19 protein-coding genes and 1 tRNA gene are annotated in these 20,839 nt (G+C 70.2%); 8 read left to right on the top strand and 12 right to left on the bottom strand.

Features of this window, described 5'->3' with window-relative positions:
• Nucleotides 1-8 precede the first annotated feature (8 nt).
• Both M9914_00545 and hslU read left to right on the top strand, forming a co-directional pair.
• The gene (locus tag M9914_00545) at nucleotides 9-2,456 is read left to right on the top strand and encodes a S8 family serine peptidase (protein MCO5172658.1); all 2,448 of its coding nucleotides are present in this window, start codon (nucleotides 9-11) and stop codon (nucleotides 2,454-2,456) included.
• Between the two features lie 147 nt (nucleotides 2,457-2,603).
• Nucleotides 2,604-3,908 (top strand): ATP-dependent protease ATPase subunit HslU, encoded by a 1,305-nt coding sequence (gene hslU, locus M9914_00540; protein ID MCO5172657.1) that lies wholly within the window; start codon nucleotides 2,604-2,606, stop codon nucleotides 3,906-3,908.
• A gap of 54 nt (nucleotides 3,909-3,962) precedes the next feature.
• On the opposite strand, the gene M9914_00535 is transcribed toward hslU, so the two are convergent.
• From M9914_00535 to M9914_00500, 8 genes are all read right to left on the bottom strand, one after another.
• Complete coding sequence (locus tag M9914_00535; protein MCO5172656.1) at nucleotides 3,963-4,856, bottom strand: prolyl oligopeptidase family serine peptidase; 894 nt, start codon at nucleotides 4,854-4,856, stop codon at nucleotides 3,963-3,965.
• 104 nt (nucleotides 4,857-4,960) lie between these two features.
• Complete coding sequence (locus tag M9914_00530; GenBank protein ID MCO5172655.1) at nucleotides 4,961-5,332, bottom strand: type II toxin-antitoxin system VapC family toxin; 372 nt, start codon at nucleotides 5,330-5,332, stop codon at nucleotides 4,961-4,963.
• A 26-nt stretch (nucleotides 5,333-5,358) separates the two neighbouring features.
• On the bottom strand, nucleotides 5,359-5,613 hold the full coding sequence (locus tag M9914_00525; protein MCO5172654.1) for a type II toxin-antitoxin system VapB family antitoxin: 255 nt from the start codon (nucleotides 5,611-5,613) through the stop codon (nucleotides 5,359-5,361).
• 63 nt (nucleotides 5,614-5,676) lie between these two features.
• Nucleotides 5,677-6,642, bottom strand: a complete 966-nt coding sequence (locus tag M9914_00520; GenBank protein ID MCO5172653.1) for a menaquinone biosynthesis protein — start codon at nucleotides 6,640-6,642, stop codon at nucleotides 5,677-5,679.
• The gene (gene mqnE / locus M9914_00515) at nucleotides 6,629-7,786 is read right to left on the bottom strand and encodes an aminofutalosine synthase MqnE (protein ID MCO5172652.1); all 1,158 of its coding nucleotides are present in this window, start codon (nucleotides 7,784-7,786) and stop codon (nucleotides 6,629-6,631) included. Before mqnE ends, M9914_00520 begins: the two co-directional genes overlap by 14 nt.
• Nucleotides 7,787-7,818: 32 nt before the next feature.
• Nucleotides 7,819-9,249 (bottom strand): dihydrolipoyl dehydrogenase, encoded by a 1,431-nt coding sequence (gene lpdA, locus M9914_00510; GenBank protein ID MCO5172651.1) that lies wholly within the window; start codon nucleotides 9,247-9,249, stop codon nucleotides 7,819-7,821.
• A 1-nt stretch (nucleotide 9,250) separates the two neighbouring features.
• Nucleotides 9,251-10,585 (bottom strand): 2-oxoglutarate dehydrogenase complex dihydrolipoyllysine-residue succinyltransferase, encoded by a 1,335-nt coding sequence (gene odhB / locus M9914_00505; GenBank protein MCO5172650.1) that lies wholly within the window; start codon nucleotides 10,583-10,585, stop codon nucleotides 9,251-9,253.
• A gap of 45 nt (nucleotides 10,586-10,630) precedes the next feature.
• Nucleotides 10,631-13,426 (bottom strand): 2-oxoglutarate dehydrogenase E1 component, encoded by a 2,796-nt coding sequence (locus M9914_00500; GenBank protein ID MCO5172649.1) that lies wholly within the window; start codon nucleotides 13,424-13,426, stop codon nucleotides 10,631-10,633.
• A 261-nt stretch (nucleotides 13,427-13,687) separates the two neighbouring features.
• On the opposite strand from M9914_00500, the gene M9914_00495 reads away from it, so the two are divergent.
• The 3 genes from M9914_00495 (at nucleotide 13,688) to M9914_00485 (ending at nucleotide 16,662) form a co-directional block, all read left to right on the top strand.
• Complete coding sequence (locus M9914_00495; protein ID MCO5172648.1) at nucleotides 13,688-14,695, top strand: PfkB family carbohydrate kinase; 1,008 nt, start codon at nucleotides 13,688-13,690, stop codon at nucleotides 14,693-14,695.
• Between the two features lie 34 nt (nucleotides 14,696-14,729).
• A complete protein-coding gene (locus M9914_00490; GenBank protein MCO5172647.1) occupies nucleotides 14,730-15,740 on the top strand; it encodes a threonine/serine dehydratase in 1,011 nt (336 codons plus the stop codon).
• A 211-nt stretch (nucleotides 15,741-15,951) separates the two neighbouring features.
• Nucleotides 15,952-16,662, top strand: a complete 711-nt coding sequence (locus M9914_00485) for a hypothetical protein (protein MCO5172646.1) — start codon at nucleotides 15,952-15,954, stop codon at nucleotides 16,660-16,662.
• Between the two features lie 6 nt (nucleotides 16,663-16,668).
• Here the strand turns inward: M9914_00485 and M9914_00480 are convergent, their stop codons facing one another.
• On the bottom strand, nucleotides 16,669-17,322 hold the full coding sequence (locus M9914_00480; protein ID MCO5172645.1) for a DUF2847 family protein: 654 nt from the start codon (nucleotides 17,320-17,322) through the stop codon (nucleotides 16,669-16,671).
• A gap of 287 nt (nucleotides 17,323-17,609) precedes the next feature.
• Here M9914_00480 and M9914_00475 point away from each other — a divergent pair.
• Nucleotides 17,610-17,701 (top strand) — tRNA-Ser (locus tag M9914_00475).
• 74 nt (nucleotides 17,702-17,775) lie between these two features.
• Here the strand turns inward: M9914_00475 and M9914_00470 are convergent.
• Complete coding sequence (locus M9914_00470) at nucleotides 17,776-18,306, bottom strand: dihydrofolate reductase family protein (GenBank protein MCO5172644.1); 531 nt, start codon at nucleotides 18,304-18,306, stop codon at nucleotides 17,776-17,778.
• A gap of 154 nt (nucleotides 18,307-18,460) precedes the next feature.
• Between M9914_00470 and rph the strand changes: the two genes are divergently transcribed.
• The gene (rph, locus tag M9914_00465; protein MCO5172643.1) at nucleotides 18,461-19,183 is read left to right on the top strand and encodes a ribonuclease PH; all 723 of its coding nucleotides are present in this window, start codon (nucleotides 18,461-18,463) and stop codon (nucleotides 19,181-19,183) included.
• Nucleotides 19,184-19,262: 79 nt separating this feature from the next.
• Nucleotides 19,263-19,943 (top strand): RdgB/HAM1 family non-canonical purine NTP pyrophosphatase, encoded by a 681-nt coding sequence (gene rdgB, locus M9914_00460; GenBank protein MCO5172642.1) that lies wholly within the window; start codon nucleotides 19,263-19,265, stop codon nucleotides 19,941-19,943.
• Nucleotides 19,944-20,057: 114 nt separating this feature from the next.
• On the opposite strand, the gene M9914_00455 is transcribed toward rdgB, so the two are convergent.
• Both M9914_00455 and M9914_00450 read right to left on the bottom strand, forming a co-directional pair.
• Nucleotides 20,058-20,483 (bottom strand): type II toxin-antitoxin system VapC family toxin, encoded by a 426-nt coding sequence (locus tag M9914_00455; GenBank protein MCO5172641.1) that lies wholly within the window; start codon nucleotides 20,481-20,483, stop codon nucleotides 20,058-20,060.
• Nucleotides 20,480-20,734: an antitoxin gene (locus M9914_00450; protein MCO5172640.1), complete on the bottom strand. Its 255-nt coding sequence runs from the start codon at nucleotides 20,732-20,734 to the stop codon at nucleotides 20,480-20,482. Before M9914_00450 ends, M9914_00455 begins: the two co-directional genes overlap by 4 nt.
• Nucleotides 20,735-20,839: the final 105 nt, after the last annotated feature.

Genomic DNA, 20,839 nt, shown 5'->3' with positions numbered 1-20,839 from the left:
GAGGCAACATGCGTAACAGAACGCTCGACGCCCTGAAGGTTCCGACCCGGCTGGCGGTCGCCGCCCTCGGGCTCGCCGCGGCGCTGATCCTCGCCGCGTGCTCTCCCGGAAGCTCCCCGACGCCCGCCGAGCTGAAGATCGCGGTCGACCCCACGCTCGTGCCGTACGTGACGGAGCTGCCCGCGTTCGAGGACGGCGAGCCGCGGCCCGTCGCGGTCATCGCGGGCGACGACGGGGTGCCGGCGACGTTCGTCGCCAACGAGCTCTGGCTGCAGACGGACGACGAGGACGCCCTGGCGGCCCTCGTGTCCCGCTGGCACGGCACGGTCCTGCTGAGCCTCCCCCGGGCGGACCACGGCCTTGCCGACCTGCCCGGCCAGTACTTGATCCGGGTGGACGCCTCCGCCGCGTCGACCGGAGAGCTGGTGGCCGACCTCCGCAAGTTGGAGCCGCGGGCACGGGGCGACTACGGCGTGTCGAGCGAGGCGGGGCTGAACCTCCTGGCCGCCGGCAGCCACGAGGCCGCGGGCGGCGTGCCCGTCGGCCTGAACTGGGTGGGCTCCGCGGCGGACTTCCGCGGCAGCGACGTGCGCGAGGCGCCTGCCGGCGACGCGCTCGCCACCAACCTCGACTACCAGCCCAACCCGTTCCTGTGGCCGTCCCACCAGCGGGGCGGTCCGCAGGACATCGGCGTGGCCGCCGCCTGGCGCGCGCTCGACCTGGCCGGCAAGCTCGGCAACCGCGTGAAGGTCGCCGTCCTGGACATGGGCTTCCGGCCGGACGCCGACATGCCGAGCGGTTGGACGGCCATCAGCAACGTGCCGTACAGCGACCCGGTGGAGGACGACAACCTCCTCGGCTGCGGCAACGGCGACTGCCCGTGGCACGGCACGAACGTCGCGAGCGCGGCCATGGCCGTGGCCGGCAACGGCTACGGCAGCGCCGGCCCGGCCGGTCCGGTCGCGGAGCCCGTCCTCGTATACACGCTCTACGACTTCTTCACCTCGATCGCCGCCCTGACCGAGGCCAGGGTGGCGGGCGCCCACGTCGCGAACATGAGTTACGGCGTCGGCGTGCCCTGGTACCTGGCGTGGTCGGTCCTGCCCTTCGAGGCGGCCACGGCCGCGCTTCGCTACTCCGGCATGCTGATGTTCGCCTCCGCCGGCAACGACGGCAAGAACGTCGACGGCACGACCTGCGCCCCATTGGTGGGCTGCTGGGAGGACACCTGGTACACCCCGTGCGAGAACTCCGGCGTCATCTGCGTCGGCGGTCTACGCGTCAACAGCGTGCAGCGCTCGAGCCGTTCCAACTACGGGCACGAGCAGGTGGACATCTACGCCCCCTTCACCCTGTGGGTGGGCCCCGACCCGGACCACACGGAGAACCGGGCGCACGTGGTGAACGGCACGAGCTTCTCCTCGCCCTTCGTGGCCGGTGTGGCCGCGCTCGTCTGGGCGGCCGACCCGGGCCTCGGCGCGGACGAGGTCGAGGACATCCTCATGCGCACGGCGCACGAGCCCGAGGCCGACGCCGGTCGCCGCGTCAACGCCCTCGCCGCCGTGCTGGAGGCGCTCGGCAACGTCGCGCCCACCTTCGACCTGCCCGGCTCGCTGACCGCCCTGCTGAACCTGCCCGCCCAGCTCTCCATCACGCCGATCGACATCGAGGACCCGTTCCCGTGCTGCACGGTGACCTGGAGCTCCGACGTCGACGGCGCGCTCGGCACGGGCTGGTCGATCGAGAGGACCTTCACGACGACCGGCAGCCGCACGATCACCGTCACGGCCACGGATTCCGGCGGCGCCTCCACCACCAGGACCACCGTCCTCAACGTCGTCAACGAGGCGCCGCAGGTCGCCATCACGTCGCCCGCCGACGGCGCCGCGGTCTACCGCACGGGGCCCGTGCTGCTGCGCGCCCAGGCGAGCGACCGCAACGAGCCGAACGAGGCGCTCGCCTGTGACCGGCTCGTGTGGACGAGCAGCGTCCAGACCGACGCCTTCCCGCAGTCGGGGTGCCTGTTGCAGACCACGTTCGCGAGCAACGGCCCGCGCACCCTCACCGTCACGGCCACCGACCCGCAGGGCGCCCAGGACAGCGCGAGCGTCACGATCACCGTCGTCGACCCGCCCGCCAACCTCCCGCCCCTCGTGCAGATCGAGCAACCCACCTACCACCAGCGCGACCTCGCCGTGAACGCGCCCATGCCGTTGGTCGGCTCCGGCTTCGACCCGGAGGGGGCGACCGCGTTCACCTACCTCTGGACCGTCCAGCTCTTCGACCAGCCCGAGATCGAGGTGGGCACGACCGCCACCGCGTCCTGGACGCCGTCCGATCACTACGACTTCAGTCAGGCCGGCACGTACACGGTGCGCCTGCGGCTGTACGTCACCGATCCAGACGGCGCTACGGGCGTCGATCAGGTCGAGCTCGAGTGGCTGATCATCCTGTGACGCGGGGGCACCCAGCGCCCATGGGACCACGTCGTCCTGGGGTCACGACCGCGCGCCCACGGGGTGTTACCGTCTCCGGTGACGCGCGGCCGTGCCTGGACGGCGGCGCGCCGGCAGCGACGACCCCCAGGCGAGGAAGGACCCCAGGTGATTGGCGACCTCGTAACGCGCAACGCCGAGCTCAGCCCCATCGAGATCGTGGAGGAACTCGACCGCCACATCGTCGGGCAGAGCAAGGCCAAGCGCATGATGGCCGTTGCCCTCCGCAACCACTACCGCCGTAGGCGCTTGCCCCTCGAGGTGCAAGCGGAGGTGACGCCGAAGAACATCATGCTCATCGGCCCCACCGGGGTCGGGAAGACCGAGATCGCCAGGCGCCTCGCGAAGCTCGCCAGGGCGCCCTTCCTCAAGGTGGAGGCCACCAAGTTCACGGAGGTCGGCTACGTGGGCCGCGACGTCGACTCGATCGTCCGCGACCTCGTCCACGCCGCGGCCGCGATGGTCGAGCGCGAGAAGAAGGAAGCCGTGATGGACCGCGCGCGCCAGGCGGCCGAGGAGCGCCTGCTCGACGTCCTCATCCCCGGCGGCGCGACGGACAGCCGCGAGCGCATGCGCGCCCTGCTCAAGGGCGGCGAGTTCGAGGACCGCCCGGTCGAGATCGAGGTGAAGGACGAGCCCCAGACCATGTTGCCCATGCCGGGCATGGAGGAGGCCGGCCTCAACCTGCAGGAGATGTTCAAGCGCTTCATGCCGGAGCGCACGACGCGCCGCAAGACGACCGTCAGGGACGCGCGCCGCATCCTCGAGAACGAGGAGGCCGACGCGCTCATCGACCACGACGGCGTGACGAGCGAGGCCGTCGACAGGGCCGAGAACCTGGGCATCGTGTTCATCGACGAGATCGACAAGATCGCGGGCAACGAGCGCACGGGCGGCGCCGACGTGTCCGGCGAGGGCGTGCAGCGCGACCTCCTCCCCATCGTGGAGGGCACGCAGGTGACGACGCGCTACGGACCCGTGCGCACCGACCACATCCTGTTCATCGCGGCGGGCGCGTTCTCCGTGGCCAAGCCGAGCGACCTCATCCCCGAGCTGCAGGGCCGCTTCCCCATCCGCGTCGAGCTGGAGGAGCTGAGCGCGACCGACTTCCAGCGCATCCTCACCCAGCCGCGCTTCGCGCTCACCAAGCAGTACACGGAGCTCCTGGCGGTGGACGGCACTCACCTGCGCTTCGAGGAGAGCGGCATCCTGGCGCTCGCCGAGTACGCCGAGAAGGTCAACCGCGAGGTCGAGGACATCGGCGCGCGCCGCCTCCACACCGTCATCGAGACGGTGCTCGAGGACATCGCCTTCGGCACCGACCTGGGCATCGTGAAGGTCGACAGGGCGCTCGTCGAGAAGAAGCTCGCCGACATCGTGGAGGACGAGGACCTCAGTCGGTACGTGTTGTAGCCGGTCGTCGGGGCCGTTCGAGCTTGGACCGCGCCCCGCACCGCGCCTGGCCGGCTACTTCAGCGCGTGCCCCTCGAAGAACTCCCAGATGTAGCGCGAGGCGTCCACGTCGAGGCTGACCTCGCCGCCGACCTCGGCTGGCAACTTGCCCGGCCGACCGGGCCAGTTGTGGCCGCCGCCCACGATCACGACCAGGCGCAGCTCACGCCCCGCAGGGCAGTCGAGCGCCTCGAGCACGTGCACTGCCATGGTCGGCGACAGCGTGCTCGGCAGCACCGTCGGTCGGATGCCGTCGCCGCAACCGATGCGGTACGCCCAGTAGCTGAACGTCTGCTCCACGCTGGCCAGCACGGTGATGGGGCCGTTGGGGCCCTGCTGGCGCAGGCCGGCGAACGGCACGACGGCGTCTGCGGTGCCGTGGATGAACAGGATGGATACCGGGTCAGGGTCGCCGCAGTTGGTCGGCTGGCCGCCGTACCCCGCCGCGCTCACGCTCGCGAACGCCGCGAACAGGTCGGTGGCCTTGCAGGCCAGGTGCTGGGCCATGTAGCCGCCGTTCGAGAAGCCCGCCACGTACACCCTGGCCGGGTCGATAGGGTAGCGAGCGGTCAGCTCCGCCACCAGGGCGCGCAGGAACTCGACGTCCGGCACGTTCAGCTCGTACCCCGGGATGCCGTCCACGTAGTTCCACTGACCGTCGAGACCGGTCGGGTACGCCACGACGAAGCCGTGCTCGTCGGCGACATCGTCGAAGCCGGTCAGGTCGGCGGTGCCGGACCCGTCGCCGCCGCGGCCATGGAGCACCAGGACCAGGGGGACCGCGGCCCGCTCGCCGGCCGCCTGGGCGCCGATCCCGGCCGGGACGTGCAGGTAGTAGGCGCGCTCCAGGCCGGCGTGTCGCATGGTCTCGGTGGTGGAGGTCTGGGCGATGGCGAGCGAGCTGAACATCAGCAGGGCTACGAACGACCAGAAACTCCGTCTGACCGTAAGCTGCGCCGTCCCCTTCACAAGTCGTCCCCTAGGTTCTAGGCATGAGGTCGCGACAAAGAGGTTTATAGTGCCGACCTGACATCCGTTCGCGCAAAATCGTCACCGACGAAAAGCAACGGTTCGTCCAAATCCATCGCTATGCCATAGGCAAGGCAATCCCCGAAGTTGAGAACAGCGGGGTCGCCTACTCCCTTGCCGAAACGCGCGTACGCAGCGCGAGCCAGTCCTGCAGCTCCCTCCGTCATACCAGCAACTTCGATGTCGAGGCTCCGCAGCAGCGCGCTAAGCGCGATGTCACCTTGGGGTCCCTTGCGACCAAGCATCACGGCCGAGGTCTCGACCAGTGACGGAGCGCCGATCAGGCGTCGCGTGGCTGCGGCCACTGCCTCCACTAAACGATAGGCAGTCGGTTCGCTTAGCAGTATCGCTACCATCGCGGAAGTATCTATGACCATCGGGATTAGCTCGGCAGGCCGTTCTCGTCGTAGCCGAGTAGTTCATCGGGGCTGCGGGTGTCCAGGTCCGGCAGGCTCGCGACGAACCTTTGGATGCGGGCAACCTCGGTCATGACACCACCAGCTCGTTTTGCCCTTCTCACGGCCTCTAGCCTATCTTGCAGCGCCGTTACGACGGCTTCGGTCATGCTCTCCCCCGTCGCTTCTGCGAGCTCACGCGCAAGCCTGTGCGCCTCGTCGTTCTTTATGTTCAAAGCCATGATCGCCTCCCCTCAAGGCGGTGGAACGCTCTCTCACCATCCACCATTCTACCATAGCCTTCTTCACTCCTCCCAGAACCGCAACTCACGTTCCTGGAAGCTCGGGTCGCTGCGCCTGGCGAACGCGTACAGCCCGTCCAGGTCGGGCGGCTCCAGGTAGTACCTGAAGTTCTCGAGGTAGCGCTGCACGATCCCGGGCGGCAGGCCGAGCTTCTCCGCCTCGACGGCCGCCACGGCGCCCAGGTGCCCCAGCCCCGAGCGGCGCGCCTCGCGGAAGGCGGCGACGAGCGCCTCGGAGGGGCGGGCGTCCTCCCGCGACGCCCAGACCGCGAAGGTGAAGGGCAGCCGCGTCAGTCGGTACCACGCCTCGCCAAGGTCCGTCACGTGCAGGCCGGGTTCGACGGCGCTGCGGCCGCTGATCGGGCGCCCGCCCGGTCCGCCCTGCGTGGGTGGGACGTGCCTCACGGCGCCCTTGAGCGCCGCGTCGCCTATCAGCAGCGCCGCGTCCGCCACGGCCAGCAGGTCGTCGAGGCCGCCCGCGGTCGGCACCAGCTCCGCCCGGACCCCGTCGGCCTCCAGCAGCACCCTGAGCAGCTCCACGCTGGTGGCGGACTCGGTGGTGACGGCGATGCGTGCCCCGTGCAGGTCGCGCCACCCGGGCCGGTGGAAGAGCATCACGCTGTACACGGGCCCGAGGGTGGCGATCGAGAAGTCGAGCAGCGCCCGGTAGCGGTCGCGGTGCCGGATGAACTCGATGGACGACACGAGGGTCAGGTCGATGTCGCCGGCCGCCAGGGCCGCGTTGAGCTTGGTCGGTACGCCGTAGACGAACTCGGCCTGGCCGCCGGCCGACGCCCAGGGCTTCAGACCCCAGTTGAGCGGCGCGACGTTGGTGAACGAGACTATGCCGACGCGCTCGGGGCGCTGGACCGCTCCCGCAGATGGGGCTAGCCCGGCAGGCTTGGGCTGCGCCTCGCTCTGGGCAGTTCCCGCGTCCTGGGCTCGCCCGCCGCCCTCACGCGTAGACATGCAGCTCGTTGTACAGTGCGTCGCGCCTGACGGGCACGCGGCCGGCCGTGCGCACGAGGCGCACGAGCTCGTCCTCCGTCATGCCCTTCTCGGTCACGGCGCCGCTCGCGTGGGCGATCTTCTCGTCCTTGATGGTGCCGTCGATGTCCGAGATGCCGGCCGAGAGCGCCACCTGGGTGAGCTCGGGCGTGATCATGATCCAGTAGCCCTTGACGTGCGGGAAGTTGTCGAGCATGAGTCGCGCCACGGCCAGGTTGCGCAGGTCGTCGATGCCGGTCGTGTGGCGCGTGCCGAGCTCGGCCGCGAGCCGGTTGTTGTCGGGCTGGAACGCGAGCGGGATGAAGGAGAGGAAACCGCCCGTCTCGTCCTGGAGCTCGCGCAGCCGCAGCATGTGGTCGAGGCGCTCCGCCAGCGTCTCGATGTGCCCGTAGAGCATGGTGGCGTTCGTGGGCAGGCCCAGCTCGTGGGCGGTGCGGTGCACCTTGAGCCAGTCGTCGGACGTCACCTTGGCGCGCGCGATCTGCTTGCGCACGCGCTCGGCAAAGATCTCGGCGCCGCCGCCCGGCATGGCGACGAGGCCGGCCGCCATGAGCTGGCTCAGCACCTCGCGGTAGTCGAGGCGCGGGCGCGTGATCTTCGTGAAGTGGTGGATCTCCGCGGCCGTCCAGGCCTTCACCTGCGCGCCCGGGTAACGCTCCGTGAGGCCGCGCACGAGGTCGAGGTAGTAGTCCCACTGGCGCTTGGGGTGGTGGCCGGACGAGATGTGGATCTCGGTGAGGTCCGGGTGCCAGAAGCGGTCGACGTACTCCCACACTTGCGGGAGGTCGTAGTCCCAAACGCCGTCCTCGCCGAACTTGCGCTGGAAGCCGCAGAACGTGCAACCCACGTAGCAGATGTTCGTCTGCGACAGCCTGAGCGAGTGGACGAAGTAGGCCTTGTCGCCTACCTTGCGGCGCCGCACGATGTCGGCGAGGCGCATGAGACCGGGCACGTCGCGGGTGTGATAGAGGACGAGGCCGTCCTCGAGGCTGAGCCGGCGGCCTTCCAGCACCGCCTCGGCGATGCGGTGCAGCGCCTTGTCGCGCAGGATCAGGTCGCTGCCCGCCGGGCTCTCCGGGTTGAGGGTGAGCACTTGGCTCGACATACCTACAAGTCTACCCGCGGTCGCGCTCCGTCCTAGATATGTATGGCCCGACCGTCGACGGCGAGGGCCGCTTCCTTGACGACCTCCGCGAGCGTCGGATGGGCGTGGATGGTGCGGGCGATGTCCTCGCTGCTCGCGCCGAAGGCCATGGCGGCGACGGCCTCAGCGATCAGGTCGCCGGCGCGCGGGCCGAGGATGTGGACGCCGAGGACCCGGTCCGTGGTCGCGTCCGCCAGGATCTTGACCTTGCCCTGCGTGTGACCGAGCGCCCGGGCGCGGCCGTTGGCCGAGAACGGGAACGTGCCCTTGCGGTAGGCCACGCCGCCGTTCTGCAGCTGCTCCTCGGTGAGGCCGACCGTGGCGATCTCGGGCTCCGTGTAAGCCACGCCCGGCACGAGGTCGTAGTGCACGTGCGAGGCCTGGCCGGCGAGCTGCTCCATCAGGGCGACGCCGTCCTCCTCCGCCTTGTGGGCCAGCATGGGCCCGTGGATGAGGTCGCCGATCGCGTACACGCCCGGCACGTTCGTACGGAAGCCCTCGTCTACCGCGACCCGGCCGCGCTCGTCCAGGGCGACGCCCACGACGTCGAGGCCCAGGCCGTCCGTGGCCGGGCGCCTGCCCACCGCCACGAGGACCTTCTGGGCTTCGATGGGCTCGCGCCCCTCGATCTGCACCGTCGCCTTGCGCTTCTTGCCCTTGCCGCTCACGCTGACGCCGGCGACGCGCGCGCCGAGCTCGAAGCGCAGCCCCTGCTGCTTGAAGACGCGCAGCGCCTCGCGCGCGATCTCGAGGTCCATGCCGGGCAGGATGCGCTCCAAGTACTCGAGCACGGTCACCTGCGCGCCGAGGCGCGCCCAGACGGAGCCGAGCTCGAGCCCGATGTAGCCGGCGCCGATGACTACGAGGCTGCTCGGCACCTCGGAGAACTCGAGCGCCTCGGTGCTGGTCACCACGACGTCGCCGTCGACCTCCACCCCCCTGAGCTGGGTGGTGACCGAGCCGGTGGCGAGCACGACGTGCTCGGCCACGAGCTCCGTCACGCCGCCGTCCGCGGCCGTGACGGTGACGGCGCGGTCGCCGGACAGCCGCCCGGTCCCCGAGTACCGCGTGATCTTGTTCTTCTTCATCAGGTACTCGACGCCGTCGGTGTTCTGCTTGACGACCTTGGCCCTGCGCGCCTGCATGGCCGCCAGGTCGGCGCGCACGCCTTCCACGATCACGCCGTGCTCGGCCAGCTCGTGCTTGGCCTCCACGTACTTGAAGCTGGACTCGAGCAGCGCCTTGCTGGGTATGCAGCCGACCCGCACGCACGTTCCGCCGAGGGCCGGCTCCTTCTCCACCACGGCGACGTCGAAACCGAGCTGCGCGCCGCGGATGGCGGCCACGTAACCCCCCGGCCCGGCGCCGATCACGACGATGTCGTGCTGGGCCGTCGCCCTCTCCCCCGCTCCGTTGGTCGCCACCTCACACCTCCAGGAGCATCCGGGCCGGCTTCTCGACGGCGTCCTTGATGCGCTTCAGGAAGGTGACGGCCTCGCGCCCGTCCACCATGCGGTGGTCGTACGTGAGGGCTAAGTACATCATCGGGCGGATCACGACCTGGCCGTTCACGGCCACGGGGCGCTCCTGGATGGAGTGCATGCCGAGCACGCCCGACTGGGGCGGGTTGACGATGGGCGTGGAGAGGAGCGAGCCGAAGACCCCGCCGTTGCTGATGGTGAACGTGCCGCCCTGCAGCTCCTCCGGCGCGAGCTTGTTGGCGTTGGCGCGCTGCCCGAAGTCGGCTATCGCCTGCTCGACCTCGGCGAACGACAGGCGCTCCGCGTCGCGGATGACGGGGACGACGAGCCCGCGGCCCGTGGAGACGGCCACGCCGATGTCGTAGTAGTTCTTGTAGACCACGTCGGTGCCGCGGATCTCGGCGTTGAGCTGGGGCACGGTCTTGAGCGCGTCGATGGCGGCCTTGACGAAGAACGACATGAAGCCGAGGCGCACGCCGTAACGCTTCTCGAAGAGGTCCTTGTACTCGCTGCGCAGCTGCATGACGGCGCTCATATCGACCTCGTTGAAGGTCGTGAGGAGGGCCGCCGTCTGCTGGGCCGAGACGAGGCGCTCAGCGATGCGGCGCCTCAGGAGGCTCATCGGCCTGATCTCCTCCTCGCGGTCGTAGCCACCCGCCCCCATGGGCCGCTCGGGCTCCGCGGCGGCGCGCTCGCGCTCGGCGAGGTAGTTGAGCACGTCCTCCTTCAGGAGTCGGCCGCCCGGGCCCGTGGCCGGCACGTCGTCGGCGCTCAGGCCGTTCTCGTCGAGGAGGCGCTGCGCGGCCGGCATGACGCTCGTCGCGCGCGCGCCCGTCTTGGCGGGCTGCGCCGGCACGGTCGCCGCCGCGTGCTGCTGCGGCGCGGGCTCCTTGGCGGGCTCCTTGGCGGCCGACTCAGCCGCGGGGATGGAGACGACCGCAGTGGGCGCGCCTGCGGCCGCGGCGGCGTTCGTTGGCGCCGGCGCAGGTGTAGCGTCGGACGCTGCCGCGGCAGTCGCCGCCGGCTGAGCAGCGGCAGTCGCGCTCTCGTCGATCCGCGCGATGACCTCGCCGATGCCGGCGGCCTCGCCTTCCTTCTTGAGGACCTCGAGCAGCACCCCGGCGGCCGGCGCGGGGACCTCGAGCGTGGCCTTGTCGGTCTCGAGCTCCACTATCGCCTCGTCTGCCGCCACCTCGTCGCCGGGCTTCTTCAACCACGTACCGATGTAGACCTCGCTGATCGACTCGCCGGCGGCGGGCACCTTGACGTCAGTTGCCATTCGTACTCCTCCAGTGGCGACCCGTGCCGCCGTGCGCTGCGCTTCTCAAGATTCGAACGCCTTCCTCAGCACCTCGGCCTGCTCCACCTTGTGGGCGGCGCCGGAGCCGGTGGCCGGGCTCGCCGAGGCCGGCCTGGAGGCATGGCTGAACGGGCGTCCGAACATGCTCTGGCCGAAGCGGACGAGCATGAAATGCCAGGCGCCGTTGTTCTCCGGCTCCTCTTGCACCCAGACGACCTTGGCCTTCTTCGGGTACGGGGCGAGCGCCGCCTCGAGCTCGGCTTCCCTGAGCGGGTAGAGCTGCTCGAGCCGCACGACGGCCACGTCGTCCACGCCGCGCCGCTGGCGCTCCGCGACGATGTCGTAGTAGACCTTGCCGCTCGCCAGCAGGATGCGCTTCACGCCGGAGGCCTCGACCGTCTCGTCCGGGATGACCCGCTTGAACTTGCCGGTGGTGACTTCCTCTAGGGGGCTGACGGCCTGCGGGTGGCGCAGGAGGCTCTTCGGCGACATGACGATGAGGGGCTTGCGGTACGGCCTGACGACCTGGCGCCTGAGCAGGTGGAAGACCTGCGCCGGCGTCGTGGGGTTGACGACCTGCAGGTTGTCGTCCGCGCATAGCTGCAAGAACCGTTCCAGGCGCGCGCTCGAGTGCTCGGGGCCCTGGCCCTCGAACCCGTGGGGCAGGAGCATGACGAGGCCCGAGAGGCGCGACCACTTCTCCTCGGCGCTCGCGATGAACTGGTCGATGATCGTTTGGGCGACGTTCACGAAGTCGCCGAACTGCGCCTCCCAGAGCACCAGGGCGGCCGGGGCGTCGAGGCTGTAGCCGTACTCGAAGCCGAGCACGCCGGTCTCGGAGAGCGGCGAGTTGTGGATCTCGAAGAGCCCGGGCCTCGCCTCGACGCTGCTCATCGGCACGTACTCGTGGCCGTCCTCGGCGTCGTGGAACACGGCGTGCCGGTGGCTGAACGTGCCGCGCTCGACGTCCTGACCCGTGAAGCGCACCTTGGTGCCACCCGCGACGAAGCTCGCGAAGGCGAGCGCCTCCGCGGCGGCCCAGTCGAGGGGCGCCTCGCCGGCGGCCTGCGCCGCGCGGTTCTTGAGGATGCGCGCGATCTTCGGGTTGAGGTTGAAGTCCTCCGGCACGACCGTCAGCGCGTTCAGCCAGGCCATGGCGTCCGCCAGGGCGATCCCGGTGTCCGGGTCGGGCAGCTTCTCGTCCACGCCGCCCTGGTACTTGTCCCACACGCCCTGCAGGGTGGAGTACTGCAGCTTGAAGTCGCCGCTGCGCGCGACCGACAGCTCCTGCTCGAGGTGGGCGCGGCGCTCGTCGGCGATGCGCTCGGCGTCGGCCTGCGTGACCTCGCCCAGCTGCGTCAGGTGCCCGAGGTACGCCTCGCGGACGCCCTTGCGGCTATGGATCTTCGAGTACATGACGGGCTGGGTGAAGGACGGCTCGTCCGTCTCGTTGTGCCCGAAACGGCGGTAGGCGTACATGTCCACCACGACATCGCGCTTGAACTCGCTCCTGAAGTCCATGGCCAGCTCGATGACCTGCGCGACGGCCTCGGGGTCCTCGCCGTTCACGTGGAACACGGGGCTCTGGAGCATCTTGGCGATGTCGGACGCGTACGTCGTGCTGCGGCCCTGGCGGGGGCCGGTCGTGAAGCCGACCTGGTTGTTGACGATGACGTGCAGGGCGCCGCCCACGCGGTAGCCGACGAGGCCGCTCAGGTTGAGCGTCTCCTGCACGATGCCTTGGCCGATGAAGGAGGCGTCGCCGTGGATGAGGATGGGCAGCACGTGCTCGCGCCGCGCGTCGCCCAGGCGGTCCTGCTTGGCCCGCGAGCGCCCGAGGACGACCGTGTTCACGAACTCCAGGTGCGACGGGTTGAACGCGAGCGACAGGTGCAGGCGCTTGCCTTGCGACGTCACCCAGTCGTTGGAGTAGCCGAGGTGGTACTTGACGTCGCCCCTGCCGAGGTAGAGCTCGGGGTCCTTGTCGTCGAACTCGCGGAAGATCGTGCGGGTGTTCTTGCCGAGGATGTTCGCGAGCACGTTGAGGCGGCCGCGATGCGCCATGCCGAGCACGACCTCCTCGACACCCTGGGCGCCGGCCTTCTCGATGGCGAGGTCGAGGAGGGGGATCAACGTCTCGCTCCCCTCGAGCGAGAAGCTCTTGGCGCCGACGTACTTCTTCTGGAGGAACTCCTCGAAGATCGTGGCGTCAGTCAGCTTGGTGAGGATGCGCAGCTGCTGGTCGCGCGGCAACGCGAGGCGGTTGCGGGTCGCCTCCATGCGCCGCTGCAGCCAGACGCGCACCTCGAGCGAGTCGATGTGCATGAACTGCGCGCCGATGCTGCGGCAGTAGGTGACCTGCAGTCCGTCGATGACCTCGCGCACCGTGGCGGCGCCCGGGAACGTGTTGGCGAGGACAGGTCGGTCCAGGTCAGCGTCCGAGAGGCCGTAGTAGACGGGGTCGAGCTCCGGTGCCTCGAAGCGGTCGCGCCCGAGCGGGCTCAGGTCCGCGAAGCGGTGGCCGCGGACGCGGTAGTTGCGCACGAGCCTGTCGAGCTTCTGCTGCAGGAGGGCGGCCTCGATCTCAGCCTCGCCGAGGCGGACGCTCGAGTGACCGCTGGGGGGGTTGAAGAGGCTGCGGGGGGTGAAGCTCGGGCCCAACGCCGGGCGCGCGCCGTTGGCGGGGAGCGGCTGCGACCGGAAGTACTCCTGCCACTCCGCCGGGACCGAGGAAGGCTCCTCCAGGTAGCGGAGGTAGAGCTCTTCGAGGTACTCCAGACTCGAACTGTTGAATCGGCCGGGTTGGCTGCTAGCATCCATTCAGTGCTACCTCGTGACCTACGACGTTCTCGGCGTGCTCTGGCGGCATGCCAGAACCTAGGCCACGCCCGCCGAGCCCGGCCGTGCGCGGGTGGGGGCGTGCTGCCAGCTTCGTTCGGTGGACGCGCCGAGGCGCCACCGTCATCGAACTCATGTTGTAACACGTGGTGTGAACGGCCTCCGCCGCCCCAAGTACGTGTGGGAAAACGCGCGGCGCGCTAGATTCGGCGCCATGAGCGTGATGAGACGAGCGGTGACCGAGTGAGCGGCCACGCTGCGAGCGACCGTGCGGCCCCACGCCTCGTGTGCGTCGGCGAGGCGCTCATCGATCTCGTGGCGGTCGAGACCGACACGCCCCTCGCCGAGGCCGGCACCTTCGTCCGGGCCGCCGGCGGCGCGCCGGCGAACGTGGCCGTCGGCGCGGCCAGGCTCGGCGTCCGCAGCGCGTTCCTCGGCAAGGTCGGCGCCGACCCGTTCGGCGACCACCTGGTCGACACGTTGGCGGCTGCGGGCGTCGACACGAGCCTCGTGGCCCGCGACCCGCAGGCGCGGACCGGCTTGGCGTTCGTGAGCCGGCACGAGGGCGACCGCGAGTTCCTCTTCTACCGCCACCCAGCGGCCGACCAACGACTGCGCGTCGATGAGGTGGACGCCGAGCGGATCCGGCACGCCGAGGTCTTGCACTTCGGGTCCGTCAGCCTGCCGGTCTCACCGGCGCGCGAGGCCACCTTGCACGCCGTCGCCGTCGCCGGAAGCGCAGGGGTGCTGCGGTCGCTCGACGTCAACCTGCGGCTCGAGGGCTGGGGCTCGGCAGGCGAGGCCCGCGCCGCGATCCTGGCCGCGGCCGCCACGAGCGAGGTCGTCAAGGTGAGCGAGGAAGAGCTCGACTTCCTCGCCGGCGGCACGGGCGAGGCCGGGGCCACCGCGCTCCTCCGCGGAGCGACCGGGCTCCTCGTCGTCACCCGCGGCGCGGCGGGGGCGAGCTACTACCTCGCCACGGGCGACGGTCTCGCGGCCGGCCACGTCGCCGGCTTCGCCGTCGCCGCGTTGGACACGACGGGCGCGGGCGATGCGTTCGTCGCGGGCCTCCTCACGGGCATCCTGGCGGACAGGAACGCGCTCACGGACCGGGGCGCCCTCGAGGCGGTGTTGCGACGCGCCAACGCCTGCGGCGCCCTGGCCACCACCCGGTTGGGCGCCATCCCGGCGCTGCCTACGGCGACCGAGCTCGCGGCGTTCCTAGCAGGGGCGTCCGTCACCCCCGCCTGAGCATCCCCGGGGCGCCGCGTGCCACACTGAACGCGTGACAGACACCGCGGTCGTTCCCCCAGGCGTACCCACCCTTCAGGACGTCAAGGCGGCGCGCGAGCGCATCGCGGCGGGCGTCAGGCGCACCCCCCTCCTGCCGCTGACCGTCGAGCACGCGCGGTACCCCGTCTTCGTCAAGCCGGAGATGCTGCAGGCGGTCGGCTCGTTCAAGGTCCGCGGCGCGCTGAACTTCCTGGCCTCGCTGCCGGAGGACGTTAGGCAGCGTGGCGTGGTCGCGCACTCCAGCGGCAACCACGCGCAAGGGGTCGCGGCGGCGGCCAAGCGTTTCGGGGTGAAGGCCACGATCGTGATCCCCGAAGGCGCCCCGGCCGTCAAGGTGGAGAACACGCGCGCGCTCGGAGCCACGGTGGTGCGCTGCGAGAACACGCAAGCGGCGCGCGAGGAGACCACCGCGGCCATCGCGAGGAGCGAGGGCGCCACCGTCGTCCCCCCGTACGACCACCCCTGGATCGTGGCGGGGCAGGGCACGCTCGGGCTCGAGATCGCGGAGGACCTGCCGGACGTGAAGAACGTGCTCGTGCCCGTCGGCGGCGGCGGCCTCGCCTCCGGGGTCGCACTGGCGGTCACGGGCATGGTCCCCGGCGCGCAGGTCATCGGCGTCGAGCCGGAGTTCGCGGCGGACGCCAAGGAGTCGCTCGAGGCGGGTGAACGGCGTAAGTGGACCGCCGAGCAGGTCACGAGGACGATGGCCGACGGCGTGCGCACGCAGAGCATCGGCGTGCTGAACTTCGCGATGCTCCCCGACCTGCTCGCGGGCATCGTCACCGTCTCGGAGGACGAGATCGCGCGCGCGGTAAGGCACTACGTCACCAAGGCCCACCTGGTGGTCGAGCCGACCGGCGCCATCACCCTGGCCGCCCTCGAGCGTCTGCTGGCGACCGGCCGCGCGGGCGGCGTCGAGCTGCTTCCGGGTCCGACCGTCGTGATCGCGAGCGGCGGCAACGTGGACCCGACGAGGCTCTGCGCGCTGCTCGGCGTGCGCTGACTTACCCGCGTTCGTGTGACCGCGAGAGTCGCCGTGGCTCGTTTCGGCGCCGGACCGCTGTCGGACGCGCTTCGAACGACCGGAGGCGCGTCGCTCTCGCGTGCAAGCGCCCGCTCGTTAACGTCCGGCGGACGGGCGCCATCACCGTTTCCACCGCGCCGTGTGCGCGGCGCGCGTTGCCAGCCGGTCGGCGGCAGACTATTCTCATGTAGTGAACTCGCTCACCGTCCTGGTCCTGCTGCTCTTCACCGCGGCCGTGGCGCTCGCCCTGACGGTCTGGTCGGCGCTCGCCGTAGGGCGGAAACGCCGGGCGGAGCCGGAGGACGAGCCTTACGAGGCGAGGGGCACCGAGCGCGCCCGCGAGACCCGAACTCGGGAGCCGGTCGTGACGCCTGTCGCCAAGCGCACGGTGGTCTCGCCGCCGCGCATCGTGGTCGAACCCAGGACCAGCCAACCCGCCATCGACTTCGCGGACCCGCCGACGGAGCGGGTCGGCGCTGCTCGCGGTCCGACCGGCTCGGCACGCGGTGAAGTAGGCGCAGCGCGCTATGGGGTGGGCTCGGCACACGATCAGGCCGGCTCGGCACGCGACCAGGTGGGCGCGCACGGCAGCCAGGCGCCTTCCCCGCCTCCCATGGACCCCCCGCTTCCCACGGAGATCAGGCCGGGCCGCAGCGGCAGAGCGGTCCGTGAGCCCGTGGCCGACGCTGCCGTCCCGGCGGCCGGCGAGCAGGACCGCAAGCCGGGTGGCGTCAGCGTCCGCCCGCGCGTCGTGGTCACGGAGTCGGAGCCGCAGCGACCCGAGCCGGACGCCCCGAGGACCCCGCAGACAAACGAAACACCTCGCGCGACCGTGAAGCCGCGCGAGGTGGAACCGAACGCGTTCGACCGTTTCATCGACGCCGAACGCCGGCGGAGCTGACGGCCCTCAGGCGGTAGCGCCGGCGATCTCCCTCAGCCTGTCGTAAGCGGCCTGCGCGCGCTGGCGGAGCCTGGAGTTGTCGGCCTTGCCCGCCATCATCAGGTGCATGTTGATGTGCTGGTCGACGTCGCCGAAGATCGAGTTGAGCGCTTCCACCTCGTCGCCCGGCCGGAGCGTGGAGTCGCCACGGAACATGTACGTGTAGGTGTGCTCGAAGTCCGAGTCGTCCATGCTGCCGGCGAGGTAGCGCTCGAGCACGTCCAGGTACGGGCGCAGGTCGGAGCCCGACTTGGCGCTCGGAGCAGCGACCGGCTCGCCGACCGCCACGCGGCCGAAGCCTTCCGTCAGGGCCTCCGGCGTGATGTCCCAGTTGTCCACCGCGAACACGGGCTTCCCTGCGTCGAAGACGATGACCTGCGGCGACTCGTGCTGGATGCCCGTGCGCTCCGCCACGAGGTTGCTGGCCGGGCGCGCCTCGACGACGCGGATGACGCCGCACATGAGGTCCTCGCGCCCCTCGAGCTGCTCCTGCACGAAGCCGAAGCCCTGCATGGTCTTGTGGCACGTGCCCGCCTTGAAGATGACGCTGCTCGGGTACCGCTCGAAGAAGGCTTCGACGGCTTCTGGCGAGTTCAGTAGGACGATCCGGTCTTTGAGCATGCTGCCTCCGTTACACGTGGGAAGAGTCTATCCAGAGCGGGGGCGGGAGGTCAGTCGTCCAGGAACCGTGCGCGGGCAGACGAGACCAGCGGTGCGCGGTCCGTCGAGACCGGCAGCGCGCCAACCGGATCCGGCTTGGCTATCGTCCACGCGCTCGCGGCTCGACCAACCCGGCGGTTCGTTGACCGACCTAGGGGCGCCTGTTACACTTCGTGTTGCCTTCGCGCCCAGCGGCCTGTCGCTCATGGGCTCGGCGCGGGCCGCCCTCACGGGCGCGCCGGCTTCGCGGAGAGGTGTCCGAGTGGTTTAAGGAGCACGCCTGGAAAGCGTGTGTGTGGGGATACCTGCACCGAGGGTTCGAATCCCTCCCTCTCCGCCATACCCAGCGATGGCAGCTTCTAGCATCCAGCCGCTCGATCAGCCCAGGTGTCGACCACCTGCTCCTAGCCAGCCTCAGGCGGGAACGTACACCAGCCTGACCACGTTCTCGTCCAGCACGTCATTGGCTACCAACCTGAGCGGCGGGCGAGGACCCACGAAGAGCGGCCGGCCGTGACCCAACACAACGGGGTGCAGGTAGATGCGGTACTCGTCTATCAGGCCGAGTTGGCCGAGACTGTGCGCCAGCTTCGGGCCGGCGACCTCGATCTCGCCTTCGCGCTCGACCTTCAGCCTACGGATCGCGCTCTCGAGATCGCCCTCGACGAGCTGGGCGTTGGGACCGACCGACTTCAACGAGCGCGAGACGACCCATTTCGGCAGGTTCCGCCACGCCGCCGCGAAGGCGTGCTCTCCCGCGTCCCAGTCCGGTTGGTCGTCGTCCCAATAGCGCATGATCTCGTATATCCCGCGACCGTACACGGCACCGGCCTCCCTCTCGGTCTGCTCGATGAAGTGGCGGAAGAGCGTGGGGCTCGGCCCGAACGCCGTGTGATCGACGTAGCCGTCCAGTGATTGGTTCATTCCGAACACAAGCTTGGCCATGCTATGTCCTCTCCGTTCGAGGTCCCCGAGGATACCCGGTCATCTCCGCCTCGCAGCGCCACTACCTCACCGCTGCTCAGCCGCGAACCGGCCGGGCCATGGGCCACGCGCGCCGCGAGGCAACCCGCATCAGCCCGGTGATAAGCTCCCCGGCATGAGCGCACACAAGCGCGAGGGCCGCGCCGCCACCGAGCTGAGGCCCGTGAACGTCGAGCTCGGCTACAACCCCCACGCTGAAGGCTCGGCTGTGGTGACCTGGGGTCGCACCGTGATCGCGGCCACCGTGACCATCGAGGCCAAGCTGCCGCCGCACCTTCGCGCCACGGCGCACAAGGGCGGCTGGCTCACGGCCGAATATGCCCTCCTCCCCCGCAGCACCAAGGAACGCGTCGCGCGCGAACGCCTCTACGCCTCCGGCCGCACCCAGGAGATCCAACGCCTCATGGGCCGGGCACTGCGCAGCACGGTCGACCTCGACCTGTTCAAGGGCAAGACCGTCACGGTCGACGCCGATGTCCTCGTGGCCGACGGCGGCACGCGCTGCGCCGCCATCCTCGCCGGCTACGCGGCGCTGCACCAGGCGGCCGACAGGCTCGTCTTCCAAGGCGGCGTCGCGGAGTGGCCGCTGCGCCACGAGCTGGCCGCCGTGAGCGTCGGCGTGGTGAACGGCGAGACGCGCGTCGACCTCGACCACGCCGAGGACGCCGCCGCCGAGCTCGACCTCAACGTGGTCGCCACGGCGACGGGCGACGTCCTCGAGGTCCAGGGCGGCAGCGAGACCGGCCCCGTCTCGGCCGAACGCTACGTGACGCTCGTGGCGGCCGGCGTCGCGGCCGTGGAACGCCTCGTCGCGCAGGTGCGAGGGCAGCTCAAGTGACACCGTGCGCTGGCATGAGTGCGCGTCCTGCGGCCGCTCGGGCAGATGCCGGGGGGAACCCGGCCGCGAGGCGGCGTAGGTGACCTTCGTTCAGGACCTGGGAGAGCCCAGCCTAGCCCCACTCCGCATCGCCATCGCCACCCAGAACCCGGGCAAGCTCCGGGAGTTCGCAGACGCCCTCGCGGGCCTCCCCTTCGAGCTCGTGGCGGCGCCCGACATGGACGTCACCGAGTTCCCCGAGGAGAACGGCGCGACCTACGAGGAGAACGCCCTCATCAAGGCGGGGCACGTCGCGCTGGCCACGGGCCTCCCAGCGCTGTCGGACGACTCCGGCCTGGAGGTCGACGTCCTCGGCGGCGCCCCGGGCGTGTACACGGCCCGCTTCGGCGGCCCCGGCCTGACGGACGGCGAGCGCATGGCGCACTTGTTGCAGCAACTCCGCAAGGTTCCGGACGAGGCGCGAACGGCCAGGTTCGTCGCCGTCATCGTGCTGGCCACACCCGCCGGTGCGGTCGAGACCTTCAGGGGCGAAAGCGAGGGCCGCGTCCTGCACGGCCCCCGTGGCGAGAAGGGGTTCGGTTACGACCCCATCTTCCACAGCACGGAGCTAGGCAAGGGGTTCGCGGAGGCGACGCTGGCGGAGAAGCGCGCCGTGAGCCACCGTGGGCGCGCGCTCGCGGCCTTCGCTGCGTGGGCCGTAACGCCGGCAGGGAACGAGGTCCTGCGGGATACCACGCCGCGCGAGCTTGAGTTCGACTAGCCAAGACGACCAAGCTGGCATGAGCGCGGTCCGTGTTGGTTTCTGCACCGACTGCCAAGCATAGAGAACGGGGTCCACGGAGCTCTAGAGCAGTTCGACCGTGCCCGAACGCCCTTAGCGCTGTCCGGCCTTCCAGGGGTCGATGATCGGAACACCCGCCGCCGCGAAGGCCGTGGTATCACGCGTCGCGACGGCGAAGCCATGGGCGGTCGCGATGGCGGCTATGTAGCCGTCGGGCGTGGGGAATCCTTTGCCCGCGTTGCGGGCCGCGACGGCGAGGTCAGCGTAATGGCGTGCCGCATCGGTGTCGAAGGCGAGGATCCTGCCGTCGAACAGCCCGAGAAGACCGTCGAGCGCCAGGGCGAACCTCTGCTTGCGTCGGCCTTCGGGTAGCATGCCGATACCGAATCGCAACTCCGCCACGGTCACACTGGTAAGGAAGAGGGTCTCGGCGACCTGTTCGTCCAACCAGTCGCGGACGGCGGGATCCGGCTCGGGTTTCATCGCCTCCGAGACGACGTTCGTATCCAGAACGATCATCCGAGGCGCAGGGGCACGGCGGGGGTCCTGTCGCGACCTCGTTCCAGCGCCTCGAAATCAGCGTTGGTCAGCCCGGCCTCGCGGCTCAACGCCGACACGGCGGAACCGATGCGCAACCGATCAGCGGGGCGCACGGCCGCCTCCAGAATGGCGCGCATCTCTGCCTCGGCGCTTCGTCCATGCTGGGCGGCGCGCACCTTCAGAGCGCGGTGCGCCTCTTCGGACAGGTTGCGGATCGTCACGGCCGGCATCTGATATCATCTCCTGGAATCCGATAGCGGTGCTATCAGTATAGTAGAATCACTAGCATGGCGCAAGGCGCGCCCGATACCCATGCTCGTCGCATGCGAACCGAA

It is taken from the genome of Trueperaceae bacterium (assembly GCA_023954415.1).
Classification (GTDB): domain Bacteria; phylum Deinococcota; class Deinococci; order Deinococcales; family Trueperaceae; genus JAAYYF01.
The sequence above is the reverse complement of the archived record's forward strand: the minus strand, read 5'-3'. Positions and strand labels throughout refer to the sequence as shown.